This window comes from Brevibacterium sp. (assembly GCF_022712115.1).
Classification (GTDB): Bacteria; Actinomycetota; Actinomycetes; order Actinomycetales; family Brevibacteriaceae; genus Brevibacterium; species Brevibacterium salitolerans.
Genome location: NZ_JALAHB010000248.1, coordinates 1 through 22,342 on the forward strand (window position 1 = coordinate 1; position 22,342 = coordinate 22,342).

16 protein-coding genes and 1 tRNA gene are annotated in these 22,342 nt (G+C 71.4%); 7 read left to right on the top strand and 10 right to left on the bottom strand.

All coding sequences use genetic code 11. The annotated features are described in order from the left end of the window. Positions 1-393 (top strand): uracil-DNA glycosylase (locus Q0A33_RS14700; protein ID WP_291798438.1); only part of this gene is annotated, 393 nt, incomplete at its 5' end. Positions 394-509: 116 nt separating this feature from the next. Here the strand turns inward: Q0A33_RS14700 and Q0A33_RS14705 are convergent. Together Q0A33_RS14705 and Q0A33_RS14710 are read right to left on the bottom strand one after the other, a co-directional pair. Beyond that, complete coding sequence (locus tag Q0A33_RS14705; RefSeq protein WP_291798441.1) at positions 510-2,387, bottom strand: threonine/serine exporter family protein; 1,878 nt, start codon at positions 2,385-2,387, stop codon at positions 510-512. After that, the gene (locus Q0A33_RS14710) at positions 2,384-3,712 is read right to left on the bottom strand and encodes an amidohydrolase (RefSeq protein WP_291798444.1); all 1,329 of its coding nucleotides are present in this window, start codon (positions 3,710-3,712) and stop codon (positions 2,384-2,386) included. The genes Q0A33_RS14705 and Q0A33_RS14710 overlap by 4 nt, the downstream gene beginning before the upstream one ends. 240 nt (positions 3,713-3,952) lie before the next feature. Here Q0A33_RS14710 and Q0A33_RS14715 point away from each other — a divergent pair, with 240 nt between their 5' ends. Further along, positions 3,953-4,972, top strand: coding sequence for an SGNH/GDSL hydrolase family protein (locus Q0A33_RS14715; protein ID WP_291798446.1), 1,020 nt, complete (start codon positions 3,953-3,955; stop codon positions 4,970-4,972). A 299-nt stretch (positions 4,973-5,271) separates the two neighbouring features. On the opposite strand, the gene Q0A33_RS14720 is transcribed toward Q0A33_RS14715, so the two are convergent. The 4 genes from Q0A33_RS14720 to Q0A33_RS14735 form a co-directional block, all read right to left on the bottom strand. Then, positions 5,272-6,732: an NCS2 family permease gene (locus Q0A33_RS14720; RefSeq protein WP_291798503.1), complete on the bottom strand. Its 1,461-nt coding sequence runs from the start codon at positions 6,730-6,732 to the stop codon at positions 5,272-5,274. 251 nt (positions 6,733-6,983) lie between these two features. Further along, a tRNA-Thr gene (locus tag Q0A33_RS14725) sits at positions 6,984-7,060 on the bottom strand. 249 nt (positions 7,061-7,309) lie between these two features. Then, positions 7,310-8,212 carry a thioredoxin domain-containing protein gene (locus Q0A33_RS14730; protein ID WP_291798449.1) on the bottom strand — a complete coding sequence of 301 codons (903 nt, stop codon included), beginning with the start codon at positions 8,210-8,212 and terminating at the stop codon, positions 7,310-7,312. A 146-nt stretch (positions 8,213-8,358) separates the two neighbouring features. Further along, positions 8,359-10,347, bottom strand: coding sequence for a serine/threonine-protein kinase (locus tag Q0A33_RS14735; RefSeq protein ID WP_291798452.1), 1,989 nt, complete (start codon positions 10,345-10,347; stop codon positions 8,359-8,361). Between the two features lie 48 nt (positions 10,348-10,395). Here Q0A33_RS14735 and Q0A33_RS14740 point away from each other — a divergent pair, with 48 nt between their 5' ends. Continuing rightward, positions 10,396-12,720 carry a trehalose-6-phosphate synthase gene (locus Q0A33_RS14740; RefSeq protein ID WP_291798455.1) on the top strand — a complete coding sequence of 775 codons (2,325 nt, stop codon included), beginning with the start codon at positions 10,396-10,398 and terminating at the stop codon, positions 12,718-12,720. A gap of 91 nt (positions 12,721-12,811) precedes the next feature. Here Q0A33_RS14740 and Q0A33_RS14745 read toward each other — a convergent pair whose 3' ends face one another. Next, a complete protein-coding gene (locus Q0A33_RS14745) occupies positions 12,812-14,029 on the bottom strand; it encodes a LacI family DNA-binding transcriptional regulator (RefSeq protein ID WP_291798458.1) in 1,218 nt (405 codons plus the stop codon). Next, positions 14,026-15,051: a LacI family DNA-binding transcriptional regulator gene (locus Q0A33_RS14750; RefSeq protein WP_291798462.1), complete on the bottom strand. Its 1,026-nt coding sequence runs from the start codon at positions 15,049-15,051 to the stop codon at positions 14,026-14,028. Before Q0A33_RS14750 ends, Q0A33_RS14745 begins: the two co-directional genes overlap by 4 nt. 221 nt (positions 15,052-15,272) lie before the next feature. Here Q0A33_RS14750 and Q0A33_RS14755 point away from each other — a divergent pair, with 221 nt between their 5' ends. Next, complete coding sequence (locus Q0A33_RS14755) at positions 15,273-16,121, top strand: SDR family NAD(P)-dependent oxidoreductase (protein WP_291798465.1); 849 nt, start codon at positions 15,273-15,275, stop codon at positions 16,119-16,121. A 144-nt stretch (positions 16,122-16,265) separates the two neighbouring features. Beyond that, positions 16,266-17,639, top strand: coding sequence for a citrate:proton symporter (locus Q0A33_RS14760; protein ID WP_291798468.1), 1,374 nt, complete (start codon positions 16,266-16,268; stop codon positions 17,637-17,639). 106 nt (positions 17,640-17,745) lie between these two features. On the opposite strand, the gene rlmB is transcribed toward Q0A33_RS14760, so the two are convergent. Both rlmB and cysS read right to left on the bottom strand, forming a co-directional pair. Continuing rightward, entirely contained in the window at positions 17,746-18,720 is a 975-nt protein-coding gene (rlmB, locus tag Q0A33_RS14765) for a 23S rRNA (guanosine(2251)-2'-O)-methyltransferase RlmB (RefSeq protein WP_291798473.1), read from the bottom strand. A gap of 45 nt (positions 18,721-18,765) precedes the next feature. Continuing rightward, positions 18,766-20,277 (bottom strand): cysteine--tRNA ligase, encoded by a 1,512-nt coding sequence (cysS, locus tag Q0A33_RS14770; protein WP_291798476.1) that lies wholly within the window; start codon positions 20,275-20,277, stop codon positions 18,766-18,768. A gap of 319 nt (positions 20,278-20,596) precedes the next feature. Here cysS and Q0A33_RS14775 point away from each other — a divergent pair, with 319 nt between their 5' ends. Both Q0A33_RS14775 and Q0A33_RS14780 read left to right on the top strand, forming a co-directional pair. Then, a complete protein-coding gene (locus Q0A33_RS14775) occupies positions 20,597-22,183 on the top strand; it encodes a sodium-dependent transporter (protein ID WP_291798506.1) in 1,587 nt (528 codons plus the stop codon). A 1-nt stretch (position 22,184) separates the two neighbouring features. Continuing rightward, entirely contained in the window at positions 22,185-22,298 is a 114-nt protein-coding gene (locus Q0A33_RS14780; RefSeq protein WP_291798480.1) for a methionine/alanine import family NSS transporter small subunit, read from the top strand. Positions 22,299-22,342 lie beyond the last annotated feature (44 nt).

Consider the following 22,342-nt stretch of genomic DNA (forward strand, 5'->3'; position numbering starts at 1 on the left):
AACATCTACCGGGAGCTGCAGGACGATCTGGGCATCCCGCCCGCCTCCACCGGCGACCTCACGCCGTGGTCGCAGCAGGGAGTGATGCTCCTCAACCGCTGCCTCACGGTCATGCCGGGCAAGCCCGCCTCGCACCGCGGCCGGGGCTGGGAAGAGGTCACGGACCGCGCCATCGAGGCACTCGTGGAGAGGGAGGCACCCCTCGTCGCGCTCCTGTGGGGCCGTGACGCGCAGTCGCTGCGGCCGCGGCTGCGGGGGATCCCCACCGTCGAGTCCGCGCACCCGTCGCCGCTGTCCGCCTCACGCGGGTTCTTCGGCTCCCGTCCGTTCTCCCGCGTGAACGCCCTGCTGGAGCAGCAGGGCGCCGCCCCCGTGGACTGGCGCCTGGAGTAGGCGCGGACCCGCGTCCGCCGCTCGACGGGCACGAGCACCGCGCCGGCGGCGGACGTCGGGGTCCGGCACAGACCGCCGAGGCCCGGGCGGAGCTGAGTTCCGCACTCGCCGCCGGGTCAGGAGTCGGCCTCGGCAGCGGCCTGCTTCCCCTTCCCCCGCAGGTTCCGCAGCCGCTTGCCTGCCTTCCCGTAGGGCAGCGCGGTGGCGAGGAAGCCGCCGAACACGCCGCCCACGGCCAGTGCGGCATTGGTTGCGATCGCGGAGAACAGCGAGGAGAGCCCGTCGGAGAGGTTGACGCCCTCCGCCGGCTGCACGATCGTGTACGCCGCGGTGAAGATCGACAGGCCGGACAGCAGCGGATAGATGCCGGGGATCAGCACCACCGTCGCCGGCGCGCCCAGCCGCAGCGCCGTGGGCCGGGCGAGGATGCCCACCACGGTGGAGGCGAGGAAGCTCGTGACCATGCCGTCGAGCCCCGCCACCAGGCACAGCACCATGACGCCGAAGCCCACGAGGCCGATGAGACTGGTGGGCAGCAGAAGGCGCTTGGAGGCCTGCATGCCGATCGCCCCGCCCGCGGCCACGAGCAGCGCCGCGAACAGTGAGACGAGCGTGGTGAGGAACTGCGTGCCGGTGCTGGGCAGCGTCACCTCGATGGTGCGCAGCCCCACCGCGTTGCCGATCGAGATGCCCGCCGCGATGCCCGTGACGATGGCGGTGAAGGACAGCGCCACCTGGATGACCCGGCCCGAGGCCGTGAGCGGGAAGTCCGTGAGCGCGTCCTGCACGGCGGAGACCAGTCCCATGGTGGGCAGCAGGAGCACGATCCCGGACGCCACCAGGAACTGCGGCGTGGAGATGAGGTGGAGCGTGTTCGCGGCCATCGCGATGAGCGTGATGGCCATCGCCTGGAACACCACGATGAAGAAGTACGGCATGCGGGTGCGGGAGAGGATCTCGCCGAACCGCATGTTCGCGATGGTGATGACGAACCCCAGCAGGGAGGACACCCACGAGCCGCCCACCAGCGCCACGAATCCGGCCACCAGCGCGCCCCAGGCCGTGTAGACCAGCCACTCCGGGTAGGGGCGCTTCTGCCGACGGATCGCGTCGAGGCGGTCCCGGGCCTCCTGGTAGCCCAGCTTGCCGTCGACGAGGTCCGTGACCAGCGTGTGCACGGCGGAGAGCTTGGCGAAGTGCAGGGACTCCTCGCGGTTGACGCGCATGACCGTGAGGAGCCGGCCCTCCGGGTCCATGTAGTGGACGGTGAGGGAGTTGGAGGTGAGGTCGACCTCTGCCGTGGACAGCCCCAGGGAGGTGCACACCGCGATGACGGAGACCTGCACGTCCTGGGTGCCGGAGCCGGCCCGCATCATGATGGCGCCGAGGTCGCCCGCGAGGTCGAGGATCTGCCGGGCCTCGTCCTCGCTCTTGGCGGCGGCCTCCACCGGGGCGGAGTAGGGGGTGCCGCGAAGCACCGCGACGATGGGGATGGGGTTGGTGCTGGGGGCGGAGTCGTCGACGATCTTCGTGACGGCGCGGCGGGCGATCCGCTGCGCAGCCCGCGCGGCACTGGCGCTGGACCGCTGGCCGGTGGAGCGCACCAGCAGGCTGCGGACCTGCGCCCGCCGCTGCTGGGAGCCGATGGGCGCTCCGGACCCTCCGCCGGGACCGGCCGGCGATCCGGCACCGGCGTGCGGACCGGCGGGGACCGTCACGGCCTCCGCGCGCGAGGACCGGCCGGGTCGCCGCCCGCGTGAGGGCGCGGTGCCGGTCTCCCCACCGAGCGGCGGCCGGGAGGGCACGGCAGGCCTTCCCGAGGTGGGCGCGGTGCCGGTCTCGCCTCCACCCGTGGGGGCCTCGGCGGGCAGCGCCCCGCCCGTGGGAGCCGTACCCGCCTCGCCGTCGGAGGACGGGACAGCGCGCGTGCGGAGCCCGTCCGCGGTGCCGGACGGGCCTCGGCCGTGCTCCTGTGCGCCGTGGGCCTCGGTCACCTGGTATCCGCGCTCCTCTCCGTCTCGCCTGCCTGCGCCTTCCCGCCTGCCTGCACATGTGCCACGCGGGTGGGGCCGTGGGGATCTGCGACCTCGCCCTGACCGCTCTCCTCGTCCCAGCGGTACACCCGGCGCCCGGCGATGTAGACGTGCTCGGCACGGGCGTGGACGTCCAGCGGGTCCGCCGACCACACTGCGATGTCCGCGTCACGGCCGGGCGCGAGCGAGCCCACGCGGTCGTCCAGCCCCAGCATCGCGGCGGGGTTGACGGTGAGGGACTCGAGCGCGACGACGGGATCGAGCCCGTCCTTCACCGCCAGCGTCGCCTCGTGGATGAGGAAGTTGATGGGGACCACGGGGTGGTCCGTGGTGAGCGCGATGCGCACGCCCGCCTCCGCGAGCGCGGCCGGGGTGGCGAGCGTGCGCTCGCGCAGCTCCACCTTGGACCGGCTGGTCATGAGCGGACCGACGATCACGTCGATGCCCTTCTCCGCGAGGTAGTCCGCGAGCAGATGCCCCTCGGTGCCGTGGTTGACGACCAGACGGTAGCCGAACTCCTCGGACAGGCGGACGGCCGTGGCGATGTCGTCCGCACGGTGGCAGTGCTGGTCCCACGCCAGCTCCCCCGCGAGCACCGCCGCCAGGGTCTCCTTGCCCAGATCGCGGGCGAAGGGCTTGCCCTCGGAGTGCGCGGCGGCACGGGCGGCGACGTAGTTCTGGGCCTCCACGAACGCCTCGCGCAGAGCCGCGGCCACGCCCATGCGCACCGAGGGCATCCTGCCCTTCTCCCCGTGCACGCGCTTGGGGTTCTCCCCCAGCGCGGACTTCACGGACACGTCCTCGCGGATCACCATCTCGTCGACCACGCGGCCCCACGTCTTCACCGCGACGGTGCGCCCGCCGATGGGATTGCCGGAACCCGGTTTGACGACGGCGGAGGTGACGCCGCCCCGCAGTGCGTCCTTGAAACCCACCTCGCGGGGATTGATGGCATCGAGGGCCCTCAGCTTCGCACCGTCGACGATCGTCATCTCGTTGGTGTCGTCGCCGGCCCAGCCCTCTCCGTCCTCGTGCACGCCCAGGTGCCCGTGCGCCTCCACGAGGCCGGGCGTGAGCACTGTGCCGGCGCAGTCGATCACCTCGGCCTCCGCCGGGACGTCCACCTCGCCCACCGCACCCACGGCTGCGATCCGCCCATCCCTCACGAGCACCACACCCGGGTCCAGCGGAGCCGCCCGCCGGCCCTGCTCGTCCGCGACGGGAAGCACACGGCCGCCGACGAGGGCGAGGTCCCTGGCGGCGGGAACGGAAACGGATCGGTACACGGCGAACCTCCTGGTGAGCACGGGCGCTGGGGCTGAAGGGCAGCACCGGCCGGGGATGCGCAGCGAGTGCTCCGTGCGAGCGTTCGGACCGGCGGCGCTGCGTCCGGAACTACGTTACCGCGACGTTCCCTGTGAGACGCGCCCGAGTCGTAGGATTGCCGACGACGGCAGGGGAACCTCCCATGGTCCCCGCAGCGAGCAGCGCGAGTCTGCGAACCGGATGCCAAGGAGCGCACACCCATGACCTTCTCCAGCTACGTGGCCATCGGCGATTCCTTCACGGAGGGTCTCATGGACTTCCACGATCCGCAGCCGGACGCGGGCGCCGCCGGGCAGGGCGCCGGGACCGGCGAGCCGGGCGCAGGATCTCACGGCGGGAAGACGGGGCCGCAGGAGGACTACGTCCGCGCCGCCGGCGTCGGCACGGGAGGACGTGCGCGGGCAGCGGACGGCGGGGAGGGTGCCGCCTGGGGCAGCACCCTCGCGGAGGCCTCGGGGGCCGGTGACCTCGCGGCGGGAGCGGGAGCTGCCGATCTCGAGCACCCCCACGGGAGCGAACGGTTCCGCGGCTGGGCGGACAGGCTCGCGGAGCAGCTCGTCACCTCGCCCGCCGGATCCGAGGACCTCACCTATGCCAACCTCGCGATCCGCGGACGGCTCGCGGACCAGGTGCTGGCCGAGCAGCTGCCCCGCGCGCTGGAGCTGGCACCGGATCTCGTGAGCATCTGCGCCGGCGGCAACGACTGCCTGCGGCCCTACACGGACATCGACGCTCTCGCCACGGAGATGGAGAAGGCGATCATCCGCCTACGGGAGGCGGGCATCGCCGTGCTCATGGTCAACGGGTACGACACGGAGACGGCGAGCCCGCTGCTCAGGGCCGTGCGGCCGCGCGTGGCGATCTACAACGCCCACCTGTGGACCATCGCGCAGCGGCACGGCTGCTACATGCTCGACGTCTGGGGTCTGCGGGACCTCTACGCACCCCCGATGTGGGCCGACGACCGCATCCACCTCAGCGCGGCGGGACACGAACTCGTCTCCCAGCAGGCGCTGGCCACGCTCGAGGGCACGCCGGGCACCCGCTCGGGATTCGCGATGCCGGAGCGGCCCGGACGACAGGTCCGGCAGGCCGTCGCCGAGGAGGCAGCCTGGGTGCGCACGCACCTCGCCCCGTGGGTGTCACGCCGCCTGCGCGGCGTCTCCTCCGGCGACGGTCTCGAGCCCAAGCAGCCCGGACTCACCCGTGTGCGGGAGTGAGGTTCGGCGTGCGAGGTGCGGAGAGCCGGGCGCGCGGGTGCCTCGCCGGGTGAGCGGGTGCCGGACACCCGAGGCGGCCTCGGGCGCGGCGAGAGTTCTGGTGCCCGAGCGCCCGTGTATGTGCACGCACACCCACCCATACGGGGGCGGCACCGGGGACTCGCGGGCCCTGCATTCGCGAGGGCCCGGAAATGTGCGCCGCCGCCCACTCATATGTGGGCGGCACGGAGGACTCGCGGGGCCCGCACTCAGCGCAGCACCAACCCCAGCGCGGCGTCCCACCCGCGAACGGGCAGCGCTCAGAGACCGGCGACGAGGTCCTGCAGCGGTCCCGAGATGAAGTACACGGCGAACAGCGCCGAGGTGAGGTACATGAGCGGGTGCACCTCGCGGAAGCGGCCCCGCACCAGCTTGATGATGACGTAGGTGATGAAGCCCGCGCCGATCCCGTTGGTGATCGAGTAGGAGAACGGCATCATGACGATGGTCATGTAGGCCGGGATCGCGAGCTCCAGGTCCTTCCAGTCGATGTTCGTGATCTGCTGCATCATGAGGAAGCCCACGAGGACAAGGGTGGGCGAGGCGGCCTCGGTGGGGATGACTGCTGCGAGCGGCGCGAGGAGGATGGTGAGCAGGAACAGCACACCGGTGACCACGTTCGCCAGCCCGGTGCGTGCGCCGTCGCCGGCACCCACCGTGGACTCGATGAATCCGGAGTTCGACGAGGTGCCGCCCATGCCGCCGCCCACAGCGCCCAGCGCGTCCGCGATCATGATCCGCTTGGAGCGCGGGATCTCACCGTTCTCGTCCTCGATGCCGCCGGTCTTGGAGACGGCGACCATCGTGCCGAGCAGGTCGAAGAAGTTCGCGAGCAGCAGGGTGAACACCGCGAGCGTGGCCGAGAGCACGCCGATGTGGGACCACGATCCCAGCAGGTTGAAGGACCCCAGCACGGAGAAGTCGGGCAGGCTCAGCCATTCCTGGTCCAGCGTGGGCACGGAGAGGCCCCAGCCGTGCTCGTTGACGACCCCGCCGTCCGCTCCGGTCTGCGGCCCCACACGGAAGACGGCTTCGAGTACGAGTGCCACGACGGTCGCACCGATGATCGAGTAGAGGATCGCGCCGCGCACACCGGCGGCCCACATGACGAACAGTGCGAACAGCGCCAGCAGGAAGATCACGAGCGGCCACCCGGAGATGTAGCCGTTCATGCCCAGCTGGAAGCCGGGGCCGCCTTCGTAGGAGATGAAGCCGGTGTTGATCATGCCGATCATCGCGATGAACAGGCCGATGCCCACGCTGATCGCGGTCTTCAGCTGCTCCGGGACCGCATTGAAGATCGCGGTGCGGAAGCCGGTGAGGACGAGGATGAGGAGGATGACGCCCTCGATGACGACGAGGCCCATCGCATCCGCCCAGGTCATGCCCGGCAGCGCGACGATGCCGTAGGTGAGCAGCGCGGAGAGGCCCAGGCTGGACGAGACCGCCATCGGGAAGTTGCCCACGAGGCCCATGAGGATCGTGAGCAGACCGGACACCAGCGAGGTCGCGGCGGCGATGGCGGGGAGGTTGGGCTCGGCTCCCCCGCCGAGGAACTCACCGGCCGAGTCCGCCACCGTTCCCATGATCAGCGGATTGAGGACCACGATGTAGGCCATCGCGAAGAAGGTGGCGACGCCGCCCCGCACCTCCCGCCCCACGCTCGAGTTGCGGGTGGAGAGTTCGAAGAAGCGATCGAGGAACCCGCCACCGGACTTCACGGCTGCTGAGGACGTGGTGCCGGTGCCGCCGGATGCGGAACCCGCCGCCGAGGCCGGGCCCGCCTGTCGCTGTGAGGTGCTGTCGCTGCTGGGAGTCTGGTGCGAATTCACCGCCCCATGCTACCGGCTCGACCGGACGGGTGAACGCGCTGCCTGTCTCGACGAACCGTGTCCGAGGATGCGCTCATCACCTGCCTGCGAGCACGGCGAAGGCCGCTCACCACACGTCATGCTTGGTGAGCGGCCCTTCATGGAGCCCCCTACCGGATTCGAACCGGTGACCCTCTGTTTACAAGACAGATGCTCTGGCCAACTGAGCTAAGGAGGCGAAGTGCGCCGCGCCGGCGGAAGCCCGGCGACGCGATACAGCGGGGACAAGTCTACGGCATGCCTCGCAGCGAGCGCGAACCAGAGCGCCGGCGATGTGCCTGCCTCGTCTGATCACTTCACCCGGCCAGAACCGCACGGATGGCCGGGTGAAGTGATCAGACGAAAACGGAAGCGGTGGCTGGGCCGGCCACCCCGGCAGCGCTCAGCCGGTCGGCTCGGCCGCGCTCGCTGCTCTGACGGGCAGCGCTCAGCTGATCTGGCCCGCCGCGCGGAGCAGATCCGCGCCGAACGCCTGCGCATCGCTCCAGTTGCCGGTGTAGGGCTCACCGTCGATCGTGATGTACGGGGTGCCCTCGAGGCCCTCGTCATTCAGGGCGGTCTGCGCCTCGTCCGTCACGTACTTCTTGAAGGCGACGCCCGTGACGCAGTCCTCCACCGTCGCGGAGCCGCCGTCGCCGATCTCCGCGGCCGTCTCCTCCGAGACGGGCGCACTGAGGTCCGCACCCGCTTCCTCCGCGATGGAGAGCAGCTCGTCGTCCTCCATGCCGCCGCTGCCCTCCTCCGGCTGCGCGGCGAAGAGCGCACTGAAGACCTCGGGAAGCACGTCCGTCTGACCGGAATCCGCGAGGCACGTGACCATGTTGGCCGACCGCGTGGAGTACTCGTTGCCGCCGGAGAAGCGGTCGAGGATGGAGACGGGCTCGTACTCGGCGATGATGGTGCCCTCTGCCGCGAGACGGCTCAGCGTCTGCGCGTTGGTCTCCTCGAAGGCCGCACAGCCGGGGCACTGGAAGTCGAGGTAGACCTTGACGCGCGGTGCGCCCTCGGCGGCCTCGCTCTCGGACACGTCGGGGAGGCCCGAGGCCTCGATCTCTTCCGCGTCCCCCTCCGGTGCCACTGCCATGACCCCGTCGCCACTGCTCGCGTACGCGATCGCACCGGACGCGAGGTTCTTGGGCGCGAGGCCGGGCCGGGACGACTGGAACACGAGCACGCCCACCACCACGAGCACACCGACGACCACGACGGCGATCGCGGAGTACACGGTGACCTTGACGGTCTTCTCGCGCTTGGCCTGCGCCTCGGCGATCTGCCGGGCCTGTTCTCTGGCCGCGCTGCGGCGCTCTTCACTCGAAGACTTCTTGGCCATGGTTCCTCACGGTCGTTGATGTTTCAATCGTCTCTGCCCTCGAGCGTACCGACACGGGGTGTCCGCCGCGCCCATCCCGCTCTCAGGCTCGGGCCGCATCCATGGTCTCACCCCGCGCCCGCATCGCACAGCCGCACGCCCGCCCCTCAGCCGCCCGGCTGCGGCAGGAAGTCGAACGGGCTCTGCGGCAGCGGCCACCAGAGGGTCGCCGCTCCGCCGAGCACGGTGCCGAGCGCGATGGCGGCCAGCAGGAGGAGGACTCCCGTCCAGATCCATTCGCGCCCGCTGGTCCGCGTCGCCGGTGCCACCAGGGCACGCGAGCCCCTGCGCAGGTTCGCGGAGCCGGGACCCAGCCACAGCACGAGGCCGAACACCCCCGCCGCGGCCCAGATGCTCCACTCCACACTCCGGCCCACCGGCACGATCCCCAGCACGTCCAGACGCACGAGCACCGCAGCGGCCGCAGCGGCGATGAGCGGCAGCAGCGAGGAGAAGACGGAGGTGAACAGCGAGCCGATGACCGCCCCCGGCGCCTTGGCCGCAGAGCTCCAGCCGGAGGCGCCCTGCGGGCCGTACTCCGCGAGCCTGCGGCGCCGCGCGGCGGAGAGCCTGCCGGCGGTGCGGGCGAGCACCTGCCAGATCCCCGCAACCACGAGCACCACGAACGGTCCCAGCGCCGCGAGCGCTACGCCCAGCGCGTTGAGGCCCAGCAGCAGCCACGTGCCCCCGCCGGGGCGCGGACTGAGCCCTCCGCCCGGCTGCCCGTAGTGCGGATCGAAGCGCCCCTGCTGCGCCTGCGGATATCCGCCGGCCGGCAGCCCGCCCTGGGGGTCGCTCAGCCTGTCGCGCTCGTTGAGGGTGAGCGCGCCGTACGGCCGTTCCCCGGAACGCCCCTGGCCGGCCGCGTACCCCTGTCCGCCGTGCTGCGGGCCGTAGCCTGCCGGACCTCTGCCCGCGGGAGGTGAGCCCTGAGGCGCCGGAACGGGTTCCCGCACAGCGGGGGCGTACACCTGGGTGGACGCCGCCGAGGCCCGCCCCCCCGGGCGGCCGGGCGCACCGGCATACGGTCCCGGCCCGCTGTGGCCCTGCGGCGCTCCCCGGCCGGGGAGCGCCGCGTCGCCCCCGGCGGGGAACGCACCGTGACTCTGGGAACCCGGCTGCGCACCGGGGAAGGCACCGGGGCCGGCGACAGCGGCTCCTCCCGCGGCACCGCCCAGTGCGGCCGCGTGGCCGGTGTGCGCACCCGGGTGAGTGGGCCTCGGCTGCCCCATGGCCTCGCCGATCCCGCCGACCTCACCGGGCTGCGGGATCTGCGCACGGGTGCCGCCGCCCAGCTCCGGGACGCGGCCGGACTCGATGTCGACGAGCGCCTGGAGGATCATGGCACCGGAGGGACGCCGCTCCGGCTTGGGCTCGAGGCAGGCGCGGAGCAGGGGGACGAACCCCGCCGGCACTCCCTCGAGGTCGACCTTGCCCATGGCGACGCGGCCCAGCACGGCCTCGAGCGGTCCGGAGCCGTAGGGGTTGCGACCGGTCGCGGCGTAGACCATCGTCGCGGCCCAGCCCCACCAGTCGGTCTTCTCGCTGGAGGCCTTGCCGTCCGCGATCTCCGGGCTGAGATAGCCGGGCGTGCCCATCACGAGCCCGGTGGCGGTGACCTTGACCTCGTCGGCCACCTGCGCGATGCCGAAGTCGATCACCATCGGCTCGCCGTCCATGATCATCACGTTCGCGGGCTTGAGGTCGCGGTGGATGACGCCTGCGGCGTGGACGGCGCTCAGCGCGTCCAGCAGGGCATGGCCGAAGTGGACGAGCTCGTCCTCCGCGAACGGCCCGTTGGCCTTGACGTCCGCGGACAGCGTGGTCCCGTCGACGAACTCCGTGACGATGAAGGGGCGGTCCGAGTCCAGCTCCGCGTCGAGGACCTCCGCGATGCGGGGGTGGTGGATGCGGCGGAGCGTGCGGACCTCACGGGCGAGGCGCTTGCGCGCGGTCTCGTCACCGGAGATGTGCGGGTGGAGGACCTTGACGGCGACAGGCGAGCCCTCGCCGTCGACACCCAGATACACCACACCCATGCCGCCCGACCCGAGCTGCTCGATGAGGCGGTATCCGCCGAGTTCCTCCGTCTCCACGCGTCTAAGCTTAGGCGAGAGACCTGAGGAGTTCTCGGAGAGGCACTGATGACGACTTCCACGGACCACCCCACGCCATCGTTCGACTTCGTGGTCATGGCGAACCGGCTGCCGGTCGACCGCGACGACTCGCAGGACCCCCCTGCCTGGAAGACCTCCCCCGGAGGCCTCGTCACCGGGGTCGCTCCGGTCATGCAGGAGCGCACCGGTGCCTGGGTCGGATGGGCCGGCGCCGTCGATGCGGAGTTCGAGCCCTTCGACCTCGACGGGATGCATCTGGTGCCGGTGCCCCTGAGCGGCAAGGAGTTCGAGCGCTACTACGAGGGCTTCTCCAACGCCACGCTCTGGCCGCTCTACCACGACGTCATCGTCCATCCCGAGTACCACCGCACCTGGTGGGACGCCTACGTGCGCGTGAATGAGCGCTTCGCCCGCCGCGCCGCGGAGATCGCCGCCCCCGACGCCACGGTCTGGGTCCACGACTACCAGCTGCAGCTGGTGCCGCAGATGCTGCGCGATCTGCGGCCGGACCTGGCCATCGGGTTCTTCAACCACATCCCCTTCCCCGCGTGGGAGATCTTCGCCCAGCTGCCGTGGCGTGCGCAGATCACCCGCGGCATGCTCGGCGCCGATCTCATCGGCTTCCAGCGCCCGGCCGACGCCGCGAACTTCCGCCGGGCGGTGCGCATCGGCCTGGGACGCCCCACGAAGGACACCGCCATCGCCGTGCAGGACGAGTCCGGCGCCCACTCCCACACCTCGCACGCCCGCTCGTTCCCCATCTCCATCGACGCCACCTCGCTGGACGAGCTCGCGCGCAGCGAGCGGATCATCGCCCGCGCCGCGGAGATCCGCCGGGAGCTGGGCGATCCCGAGGTCCTGCTCCTGGGCGTGGACCGCCTCGACTACACCAAGGGCATCCGCCACCGGATCAAGGCGTTCGGCGAGCTCCTCGACGACGGCGCGATCAAGCCCGGCGAGGCCACGCTGGTGCAGATCGCCACTCCCAGCCGCGAACGGATCGACCAGTACCGGAAGATCCGGCACGACGTGGAGCAGTCGGTGGGACGGATCAACGGCGAGCATTCGACGCTGGACCACCAAGCCGTCCACTACTTCCACCACTCGTACCCGCGCGACGAGATGGCCGCCTACTACCTCGCCGCGGACGTCATGCTCGTCACCGCGCTGCGCGACGGGATGAACCTGGTGGCGAAGGAGTACGTCGCGTGCCGCACCGACGACGACGGCGCACTCGTGCTCAGCGAATTCACCGGCGCGGCGGAGCAGCTCACGCAGGCCGTCATGGTCAACCCCTACGACATCACCGGGCTCAAGGCCAAGATCCTCTCCGCCGTGCGCATGCCCCCGGCGGAGAGGAGCCGGCGCATGAAGGCGATGCGGCGGAAGCTCCGCACGGACGACGTGCGCACGTGGTCGCGGAACTTCCTCGGCACCCTCGACGACCTCGCGGACACGCGCCGCAGCGCCACCGTGCCCGCCCTCCAGCCGCCGGTGAGCGCCCCTGAGCGCATCGACATCTCACCGCTCACCCGGGCCAAGCAGCTGCTCGTCGCCCTCGACTTCGACGGCGTCGTCGCACCGCTGCAGGACGATCCCACGACCTCGGCACCGCTGCCGGAGTCCGCACAGGCCATCCGCCGCCTCCTCGCGCTGCCGGCCACGGACGTGGGCTACATCTCCGGCCGCAACCTGGCCGTCCTCCGCGACCTCTCCCAGGCGCCGGGCGAGGCCCTGCTGATCGGCTCGCACGGCCTGGAGACGGACTTCTCCGCGCTCAGCGACTCCTCACCCGCCGTCTTCCACGCACCGCTCACCCCGGAGGAGGAGGCGTCGCTGGCGCAGCTGGACGAGGCGCTGGAGCGCATCCGCGCGAACACCCCGGCCGGCGGCACCGGTGAGCTGCGGATCGAGCGGAAGCCGCTGGGCCGCACCGCCCACACCCGCGGGGTGAGCAGCGATCGCGCCGCGTACTTCAACGCCCAGCTCGAGGCGCTGGCCTCGCAGATGCCGCAGCTGCGCAGCATCACCGGACACGACATGGTCGAGTTCGCCGCGCGGATGGAGACCAAGGGAGACGGCCTCAACCGCATGATCGAGGCCACCGGTGCCACGGCCGTGCTGTTCATGGGCGACGACACGACGGACGAGGACGCCTTCGCCAGCCTCGCGCTGAGCCCTCTGCCCTCGCTCGCGATCAAGGTGGGCGACGCGGACACCGCCGCCCCTCTGCGCATCGCCGGGCCCGAGGCCGCGGCCGCCGTCCTCGCCCGCCTCGCCCGCGAACGGGCCGCGGCGCTGGGCAGCGCGCTGGGCGAGCTCACCCGTGAGGACAGCGCTCCGGAGTCCTGAGCCGGCCGGCTCTCCCGCATGAGGGCGCTGCGCCTCGCCGTTCCGCCGGCGGAGCGGTGCGCAGCGCCCTCCCCCGCGGCGGGTCCGCCGCTCAGCGGCGGCGAACCGGGCGGACGGAGTCGCGCAGCACGAGATCGGGCACCACGGCGTAGTTCGCGGGCTCGCCGGGATCCGCCCCGGCCTCCCGGTCCGCCACGATGCGCAGCAGCTCGGCCACGGCGGACTCCGCCAGGCTCGCCCAGTCGTACGTCACCTGCGACATGGGCGGGTCCAGCACGTCCGCGTCCGGGATGTCCCCCACGGTCAGGAGGGAGAAGTCGTCGGGCATGCGCAGGCGCGCCCGCTCCGTCGCCTCGAGGAAGCCCAGGGTGAGCGCCGGCGAGGAGCTGATCGCCGCCGTGCAGCCGCGGTCCAGCAGCTGTTCAGCGGCCTGCGCCCCTGCCAGCAGTCCGGGTCCGGCCACGGCGACCGGCGCCTCGGCCCGGGTGGCCTGGACGTGCAGGGACTGCGCGATCTCCCGGCGGAAGGCGCTGATCCGCTCATCGGCGGCGGAGTTCTTCACCGCGGCGAAACCGATCCTCCTGTGGCCCATGGCCACCAGATGCCGCACCGCCGTGGCGATGCCGCTGGAGGCGTCGAGTACGAACTGCGGCAGCCCCACGTGGCGCGCGTTGGAGATCCGCACCACGGGGATCCCGGCGTCCGCGAGGCGGACCGCCTCCTGCCCGGCGTGCGAACCGCCGAGCACCACGGCACCCGCCACACCGCGCTCCCGGAGCGGGGTCTCCAGGTCCGTCGCCCCCGCGCCCGGCAGGCCGGACGTGGAGCGCAGGGCGATGTGGCCTAAGGAGAAGATGCGCCGGTTGAGGGCGAGCATCACCGTCTCGTACGGATCGATGTCCGGGCCCACCAGCGCGTTCGAGACGACGGTGAGGAGCCGCGGGCCCAGGCGCGCGGGCGCGGGACGAGCACTCGGACGCGCCGCGGCCTGGGCGGAGCCGGACATGGCCGCCTCCGGGTGAGCTGCCTCGGGGCCGGCCGCCGGCGGGCTCGCAGCTCCCACCGCCCCGCTGCCTGGGTGCGGACCAGTGGCACCGTCCCGTGTGTGCGCGGCCTCGGGAGCCGGACCGCCGAGGACGACCTCCGGCGGCTCCATGCCCAGCGCCCGCAGCGCACCGGCCACCGCGTCGCGGGCCGCAGGTGAGGTGGAGGCCTTCCCCCGCAGCACCCGGGAGACCGTCGATTGCGAGAGACCGCTCAGCTCCGCGATCTGTGCCAGGGTGGGGCGGCCCCGCCTGGGCCCGCTCATCGCTGCACCGCCGTCGTCGAGCGCCGGGCGAGAAGCATGGGCCTGAACGTGGGCGGCACGGACGGCAGGCCCGGGCCCGGGGCTCCCAACGCGGTGCGCACGCCGGCGGTGAGCGCCTCGGCCAGGGCCTCCGTGTCGAATCCCAGCACCGTAGCCGGAGGCCGGATGTAGCGGACGGTGGGGGAATCCCCCAGTCCCACGACGGAGAGGTCGCGGGGGACGGCGAGGCCGCGGGCGGCGATCCCCTTCACCACCCCGTAGAGCTGCCTGCCCGACTGCACGATCACCGCCGTGCACGTCCGGTCCTTGAGCGTGAGCGCGGCCTCCGTCCCGCCCGAGGCGGACTTCGGCACGCGCGCGATCCAGTCCGGCAGCCGCTCGGAGAGCAGCGCCATCGGGTGCTCGCTGAGGAAGCGGTCCTGGAGCTGATCCGCGAGGGTCCCGGAATCGTTGCAGATGAGCCCGATGCGCCGGTGCCCCATCTTCGCGAGATGGTCGAAGGCCATCGACAGACCGCCGGTGAGGTCGATCCGGGCCGCGATCCGCTCGCCGCTGTGAGCCGCGTGCTCCCCACCGCCCGCCGGGCGTCCGTCCCCGCGGGGCCGGCCCTCTGCAGCCTCGGCGGCCTCGGCGAACCGGACCACCGGCAGGCGCACCCGGACCGGGGTGAAGGTGGGGGTGACGACCAGCGAGGCTCCAGCCGCGGCGACGGCCTCGACCTCGCCGAGGTCCGGGCCGATCGCGGGCGAGGCCGTGAGCATGCCCATCTGCTGCAGCGTATCGGACACCCGGCCCATCACCTCCAGCTGCCAGTGCTCGGGCAGGACCGGCACGCAGCAGGCGACGAGCGGATGCCGCACCGCCTCCAGGAGCGTGGAGCGGGCGTACCCGAGCTCCTCCATCGCCTCCCGCACGCGCCGGGCCGTGGACTGCGCCACGGGCCCGCGTGCGTTGATCACACGGGAGACGGTGGTGACGGACGTCCCCGCGCGCCGCGCGATGTCCCCCACAGTGACCGCCATGATCCACATAGTAGTGGGCGCGCCGGCAGCGAGCGCAGGGACCGCGACGCCGCGGCGCGGAGCCCGCCCGAGGCCCCGGTCGCCGCAGGATCCGCATGCGGGGGTGCGTCGCGGCGCATACGGCGGGGAGGAAAGAGGCGCGGATCCGCCATACGGACGCGAGGGCATGCCGGCGCATACGGTGGGCCAGTATGAGCGCAGACCCCTCAGGAAGGACTCCCATGACCGCGTCACCGTCATCGCTGCCCCGCATCCCCGGCCTCTTCGACCTCAGCGGGAAGACCGCCGTGGTCGTGGGCTCCGCCTCCGGCCTGGGACGGGCCACCGCCGTGGGTCTGGCGGACGCCGGAGCGCACGTGGTCTGTGCGGACCTCAACGTCGACGGGGCCCAGGAGACGGCGGAGATCATCGCCGCCCGTGCCGCCGAGGCCGCCTCCGGCGCGGGTCCAGGCGCAGGTTCCGGCGCAGGTTCCGGCGAGGCCGCGGAGCTGGACATCACCTCGACCGAGGCGGTGAACGCCCTCGCTGAGAGGTTCGCCCATGCCGAGGTCCTCGTCATGACGCCGGGACTCAACGTCCGCAAGCGCCTCACGGACACCGTCGACGCGGAGTTCGACCGGGTCATCGACATCAACCTCAAGGGCACCTACCGGCTCATGCGGGCCTTCGGCGCGGAGATGGCCGCGCGCGGCCGCGGCTCCATCGTCACATTCGCGAGCTTCCGCGCGCTCGTGATCGAACCCGGCCAGGGCATCTACGCGGCCGCCAAGGCCGGCGTGGTCCAGCTGACCAAGACGCTCGCCAGCGAGCTGGGCGGCGCCGGTGTGCGCGTGAATGCGATCCTGCCCGGCCCCTTCGAGACCCCGCTGACGGAGCAGATCAAGGCCGACGAGGAGTGGTGGAACGCCTACGCGACCAAGGGCGCGCTGGGCCGCTGGGGCTCCCTCCACGAAATCGCCGGACCGGTGCTGTTCCTGGCCTCGGAGGCCTCCAGCTACATCACCGGGCACTCCCTCCTCGTGGACGGCGGCTGGATGGCGCAGGACGGCAGGTTCACCCCGCGCGTCTGACGATCCGGGCGCACCGCTTCTGCGAGATTCGTCACAGCGAGACGGATCGGTGCGACATCCGCCGAGGCGCTGGATAGGCTCCGCGAGGGCGTGTGACCGGAGCGGGTTCCCGCCCGCGCACTGCCGTCGTCCCGGGAAGCAGCCATGCCAGAACTCACTGAGCCCGATGTCCTCCTCACCACGGTCGGACTGCTCTCGATCGCCGCGACGGTCGGCCTCCTCATCTGGGGCAAGGTCTCCCCCGTCGTCGCGATGGTGGTGGTCCCCCTCGTGGGCGCCCTCGTCACCGGCGCCTCCTTCACGGACCTGCAGGAGTGGTTCGACGGCGGCCTGGTCTCGGTCATGAGCGTCGTCGTGATGTTCATCTTCGCGATCATCTACTTCGGCATCCTCTCCGATGCGGGCCTGTTCGACCCCGTGATCCGCGGCCTCATCCTCGCCACGCGCGGCCGGGTGGTGCTCGTGACGGTGGGCACCGTGCTCATCGGCGCGATCGCGCACCTCGACGGCGCGGGTGCCACGACCTTCCTCCTCACGATCCCGGCGCTCCTGCCCCTCTACAACGCACTGGGGATGAGCCGCTACCTGCTCCTCCTGCTGCTGGCGCTGTCCGCCTCCATCATGAACATGGTCCCGTGGGGCGGCCCGCTCGCCCGCACGGCGACCACGACCGGCATCGATCCCGCGGAGCTCTACCGCGAGCTCCTCCCCGTACAGGGAGTGGCGATGGTACTCCTCCTCTGCCTCGCAGTGCTGCTGGGCCTCAGGGAGAAGAAGAGGGTCGCCGCGCACGCGGGCGTGGCCGCCGGCAGCGGGCCGGTGGACGTCAAGCAGATCGCAGAGGACTTCACCGCGCGCCAGCTGGCCTCCCGCGAAGAGGTGCGCCGGGACATCGCCGGCGGACGGGTCGTCTACTGGGCCAATGTGGTGCTCACGGTCGCGCTGCTCACGGTCATGCTGGGCGGCTGGCTCTCACCCGCGCTCACGTTCCTCACCGGTGTCGCACTGGCCCTGCCGCTGAACTTCCGCACCGCCAAGGCACAGATGGACCGCATCAAGGTCTATGCGCCCAACGCCCTCATGATGGCCGCCGTCATCATCGCCGCCGCCGTGTTCCTGGGAGTGCTGCGCGACTCCGGCATGCTCGAGTCCATCGCACTCTCCCTCCTCGCGGTGATCCCCAGCGGGGTCGGCAGCTACCTCCACGTCATCGTGGGCTTCCTGGGCGTCCCGCTCGACATCATGACCTCGACGGATGCGTACTACTTCTCCGTCCTCCCGCTCGTGGACGCCACGGCCGGCCAGTTCGGCGTGGCGACGACCTCGACGGCGTTCGCCCTCCTGCTGGGCAACATCATCGGCACCTTCGTGAGCCCGTTCTCGCCGGCCCTGTGGCTCGCCCTGGGCCTGGCCGAGGCGAACATGGGCAAGCACCTGAAGTACTCGTTCTTCATCACGTGGGCATTTAGCATCGTCCTGCTGCTCATCGCGATCCTCATGGGCGTCGTCCAGGTGTAGCGGAGGAGGACAGCCCGCATGCCGATGGCCTGGATCCGCACGGTGCGGATCCAGGCCATCGGTCGTCGTGGAGACGAGAGGCTCGCGGGCGCTCAGACCCCGGCGCTCAGTCCTGCGCGGCCGTGAGCTCCTGCCCGGTGCCCCGGGAGCGGGCGATCTCGTAGAGGCTCACCGCCGCGGCCACCCCGGCGTTGAGGGACTCCGTGCTCGCGGCGATCGGGATCGACACGATCTGGTCGCACGCCTCGCGCGCCAGCCGCGAGAGGCCCTTGCCCTCGCTGCCCACGACCAGACACACCGGCTGGTCCGCGAGCGCCAGGCCGGGCAGGGAGACGTCGCCGCCCATGTCCAGGCCGAGGACGAACACGCCCTGCTTCTTCAGCTCCTGGAGGCTGCGCACCAGGTTGACGACCTGCGCCACCGGGATGCGCGCGGCCGCGCCCGCGGAGGTCTTCCATGCCGCTGCCGTCATCGAGGCCGAACGGCGCTCCGTGACGATCACGCCGTGACCGCCGAAGGCCGCCGTGGACCGGACGATCGCACCCAGGTTGCGCGGGTCCGTGATGCCGTCGAGCGCTACCAGGAGCGGGGTCTCGTACCTCTGGTTCGCCAGCCGCAGGAGATCGGCCGGGTGCGCGTACTCGTAGGGCGGCACCTGGAGTGCGATGCCCTGGTGGATCGCATCGTCCGTCAGCCGGTCCAGATCCTGCTTGCCGGCCTCCAGCATCGCGATGCCGCGGTCGGCGGCGAGCGCGATGGCCTCGCGCACCCGCTCGTCGGAGTCCGCGCGCGGGGAGACGTAGAGGGCCGTGGCCGGCACGCCCTCGCGCAGTGCCTCCACGACGGAGTTGCGGCCGGCCACGAGGTCCGCGCCGGCCTCCTTCTTGCGCCGCCGCGACTGCTGGCGCTGCTGCTCACGGCGCCTGTCCTCGTCGCTCTTGTACGCCTTGTGGTAGACGCGGTCCTCCGCCTTGGGGGTGGGTCCCTTGCCCTCGAGCGCCCTGCGCCCCTTGCCGCCCGAGCCCTTGGTGGGGCCCTTCTTGCCCTTGCGCACCGCGCCGCCGCGGGATGAGTTCGCCATCGTGTCTCCGTCGTGTCTAGTCCAGCCGTGCCCGGGTGCCCCGGGTCAGGCCAGGTCGAAGCGGTAGCCGTCCGGCGTGTCCTCGAGGAGGACGCCGGCGCTCCGCAGCTGGTCGCGGATCGCATCCGCGGTCTGATAGTCCCTGTTCGCCTTGGCCTCCGCCCGCCGCGCGGCGAGCAGGTCCACGAGAGCGGCGACCACGTCGCCTCCCTGCCCGGCCTCGGCCCCCGAGGCCTGCTCGTCCGCCGCCGTCCGCCCCCATGCCGGGTCGCTCGGGTTCACGCCCAGGACGTCGAGCATGAGCTCCACCTGTGCGAGCGCACGCGCCAGCCCGGAGCGGGCCTCGGCGGCGGTGAGGGTGCCGTCGGCTCCCCCGGCCCCGCCGGTCACCCGGCGCAGCAGCTTGGATCCGTCCTTCACGGTGCTGAACACGGAGGCCAGCGCCCGGGGGATGGAGAGATCCTCGTCCATCGCCGTGGCGAAGTCCTCCGGCACGTCGACCGTCCGCTCCGCGTAGCCGTGCGCCGCGACAGGCACCGGGGGCGCATCCGCGCCCAGGGCCTCCCGGGCGCGCTCCACGAAACCGGACACCCGATCATACGCCGCGCGCTGGCGCTCCACGAGCTCCGGCGAGAACTCCAGCACGGAGCGGTAGTGCGCCGTGGAGAGGAAGTAGCGCAGCACGGAGGCCGGGAACCGCTCCAGCAGCTCGTGCGCGAACACGGAGTTGCCCAGCGACTTCGACATCTTGTCCCCGCCCACGTTGAGCAGGCCGGAGTGCATCCAGATGTCCGCGAAGCCGTCACCGGCCGCGGTGGACTGGGCCAGTTCGTTCTCATGGTGGGGGAAGCGGAGGTCCAAGCCGCCGCCGTGGATGTCGAAGCGGGCACCCAGGTACTTCGTGGACATGGCGGAGCACTCGATGTGCCAGCCGGGCCGGCCCCTCCCCCAGGGCGAGGGCCAGGACGCGGTGACGGGTTCGGTCTCCTTGTGTCCCTTCCACAGGGCGAAGTCCCGGATGTCGCGCTTGCCGCGGGGATCCGCGTCCGCGGCGTCGGACATGTCGTCGATGCTCTGGTGCGTGAGCGCACCGTAGTCCGGCCACGAGCGGACGTCGAAGTACACGTCCCCGGAGCCGTCCTCGGCCGGGTATGCGTGACCGGCGGCCACGAGGCGGGCGATGAGCTCCACCATCTCCGTGATGTGGCCGGTCGCCCGCGGCTCATAGGTGGGCGGCAGGACGTTCATGGCGCTGTAGGCCGCGGTGAAGACCTGCTCGTAGTGATAGGCGTGCGCCCACCACTCGCGACCCTCCTCCACGGACTTGGAGAGGATCTTGTCGTCGATGTCCGTGACGTTGCGGACCAGGGTGACGCGGTACCCGCGATAGGTCAGCCACCGGCGCAACTGGTCGAAGACCACCGCCGAACGCATGTGGCCGATGTGCGGCGCACCCTGCACAGTGGCACCACAGACGTAGATCCCCACCTGGCCGTCGATGACGGGAGTCAGGGGAACGAGGTCGCGGGCAGCCGTGGAGTGCAGTCGAATGGTCACAGGCCCGAGTCTATCGGTGCGCGGACGGCGGCGCGGTGCGCCGGCGCGGGCGAGCTGTGCTCTCCCCACCACAGATCCGTCCGCCCACCACAGACTGCACACAGGCATTTCCCAGCAGACGTGAACTGTGACACAGTAATGGGAACGTCTCACGTACACTCGTGACCCGCTCCTCCGAGCTCGGCGCGGAAGGAACACAGAACATACGCACGCCGCCCGCTGCCAGGCGTCACCGGAGTTCTCCGCCCCTCCGGCGGGGAAGCGTCCGCGGCACCGCATCGGACGGCCCTGACGACAAGGCAGGCACGCCCACATGTCCATGAGAGCACCCACGGCTGGGAGCGGCACCCGCGAGGTCTTCGCCACGCGGGGCGCCTTCATCTTCGCCGCGATCGGCTCCGCCATCGGCCTGGGGAACATCTGGCGGTTCCCCTACGTGGCCTACGAATCCGGTGGCGGCGCGTTCATCATCCCCTATCTGGTCGCGCTGCTGACCGCCGGCATCCCGATCCTCTTCTTCGACTACGCGCTGGGGCACCGCTCGCGCGGTTCCGCTCCCCTGTCCTTCAAGGCGATCCACAGGCGCGCGGAGCCCATCGGCTGGTTCCAGACCGGCGTCGCCACCATGATCGGCATCTACTACGCCGCCATCATCGGCTGGTCCGCCATGTACGCGTGGTTCTCCGTCACCCACGCCTGGGGCGACGACGCGGACAGCTTCTTCTTCGGCTCCTTCCTCCAGGTGCCGGACCTCGAATCGGGCGCCTCCGCGTTCGGCTTCGACTTCGTGCCCGCCGTCCTCATCCCGCTCGTCCTCGTCTGGGTGGTCATCCTGGCCATCCTGCTCGGCGGCGTGCAGAAGGGCATCGCCGGCATCAACAAGATCTTCGTGCCGCTGCTGGTGATCCTTTTCGCCATCATGGTGGTGCGCGCACTGTTCCTGCCCGGCGCGCTCACGGGCCTGGACGCGCTGTTCACACCGGACTTCGCCGCTCTGGCGGATCCGCAGGTGTGGATCGCGGCCTACGGGCAGATCTTCTTCTCCCTGTCCGTGGCCTTCGGCATCATGATCACCTACGCCTCCTACCTCAAGCGCCGGACCAACCTCACCGGCTCCGGCATGGTGGTCGCCTTCTCCAACTCGGGCTTCGAGATCCTCGCGGGCATCGGCGTCTTCGCCGCACTGGGCTTCATGGCCAACGCGGCGGGCAGCGGGGTGGACGAGGTCGCCTCCAGCGGCATCGGCCTGGCGTTCGTGGCGTTCCCCACGCTCATCTCGCAGATGCCCGGCGGCGCGCTGTTCGGCATCCTGTTCTTCGGCAGCCTGTTCGTGGCCGGCGTGACCTCGCTGATCTCCATCGTCCAGGTGCCGGTGGCGGCGATCAGCGACAAGTTCAACATCAGCAACCGCGCCTCCGTGCTCCTCGTGGGCGGCATCATGGCAGTGGTCTCCATCCTCACGATGGGCACCGCGACCGGCATGTACGTGCTCGACACCATCGACGCCTTCGCCAACAACATCGGCATCGTCGGCGCCGCCGTGGTCGCGCTCATCGTCCTCGTCTGGCTCCTGCGGAAGCTGCCGGTCCTGAAGGCGCACCTGAATGCGGTCTCCAGCTTCAAGCTGGGCGGCTACTGGACCGTCACGCTGGGCGTCATCACCCCGGTCGTGCTGATCTACATGCTGGTCTCGCAGATCATCGAGTATGCGGTCAACGGCTACGAGGGCTACCCCACGGCGTTCCTCGGCGTGTTCGGCTGGGGCATGATCGGCCTCCTCGTCGTCCTCAGCTTCGTCCTCACCGCGATCCGCTGGCCCAGGGCCACGGAGGAGCGGCTGCAGAAGACGCTCGAGGAGAACGACGACCTGGAGCAGAACCCCTCCACCTTCGGAACGGAGAAGTGACATGAGCACAGGCGCGATCATCATGCTGGTCATCGCGATGGCCACGGTCTGGGGCGGCCTCGGCGTCGCCATCGCCCATCTGCGCAACCACCCGGACGCGGCGCAGACCGACTGAGCCCGCGCGGCATCCGCCCGTTCCCGAGGCCCCGGCCGGCAGAC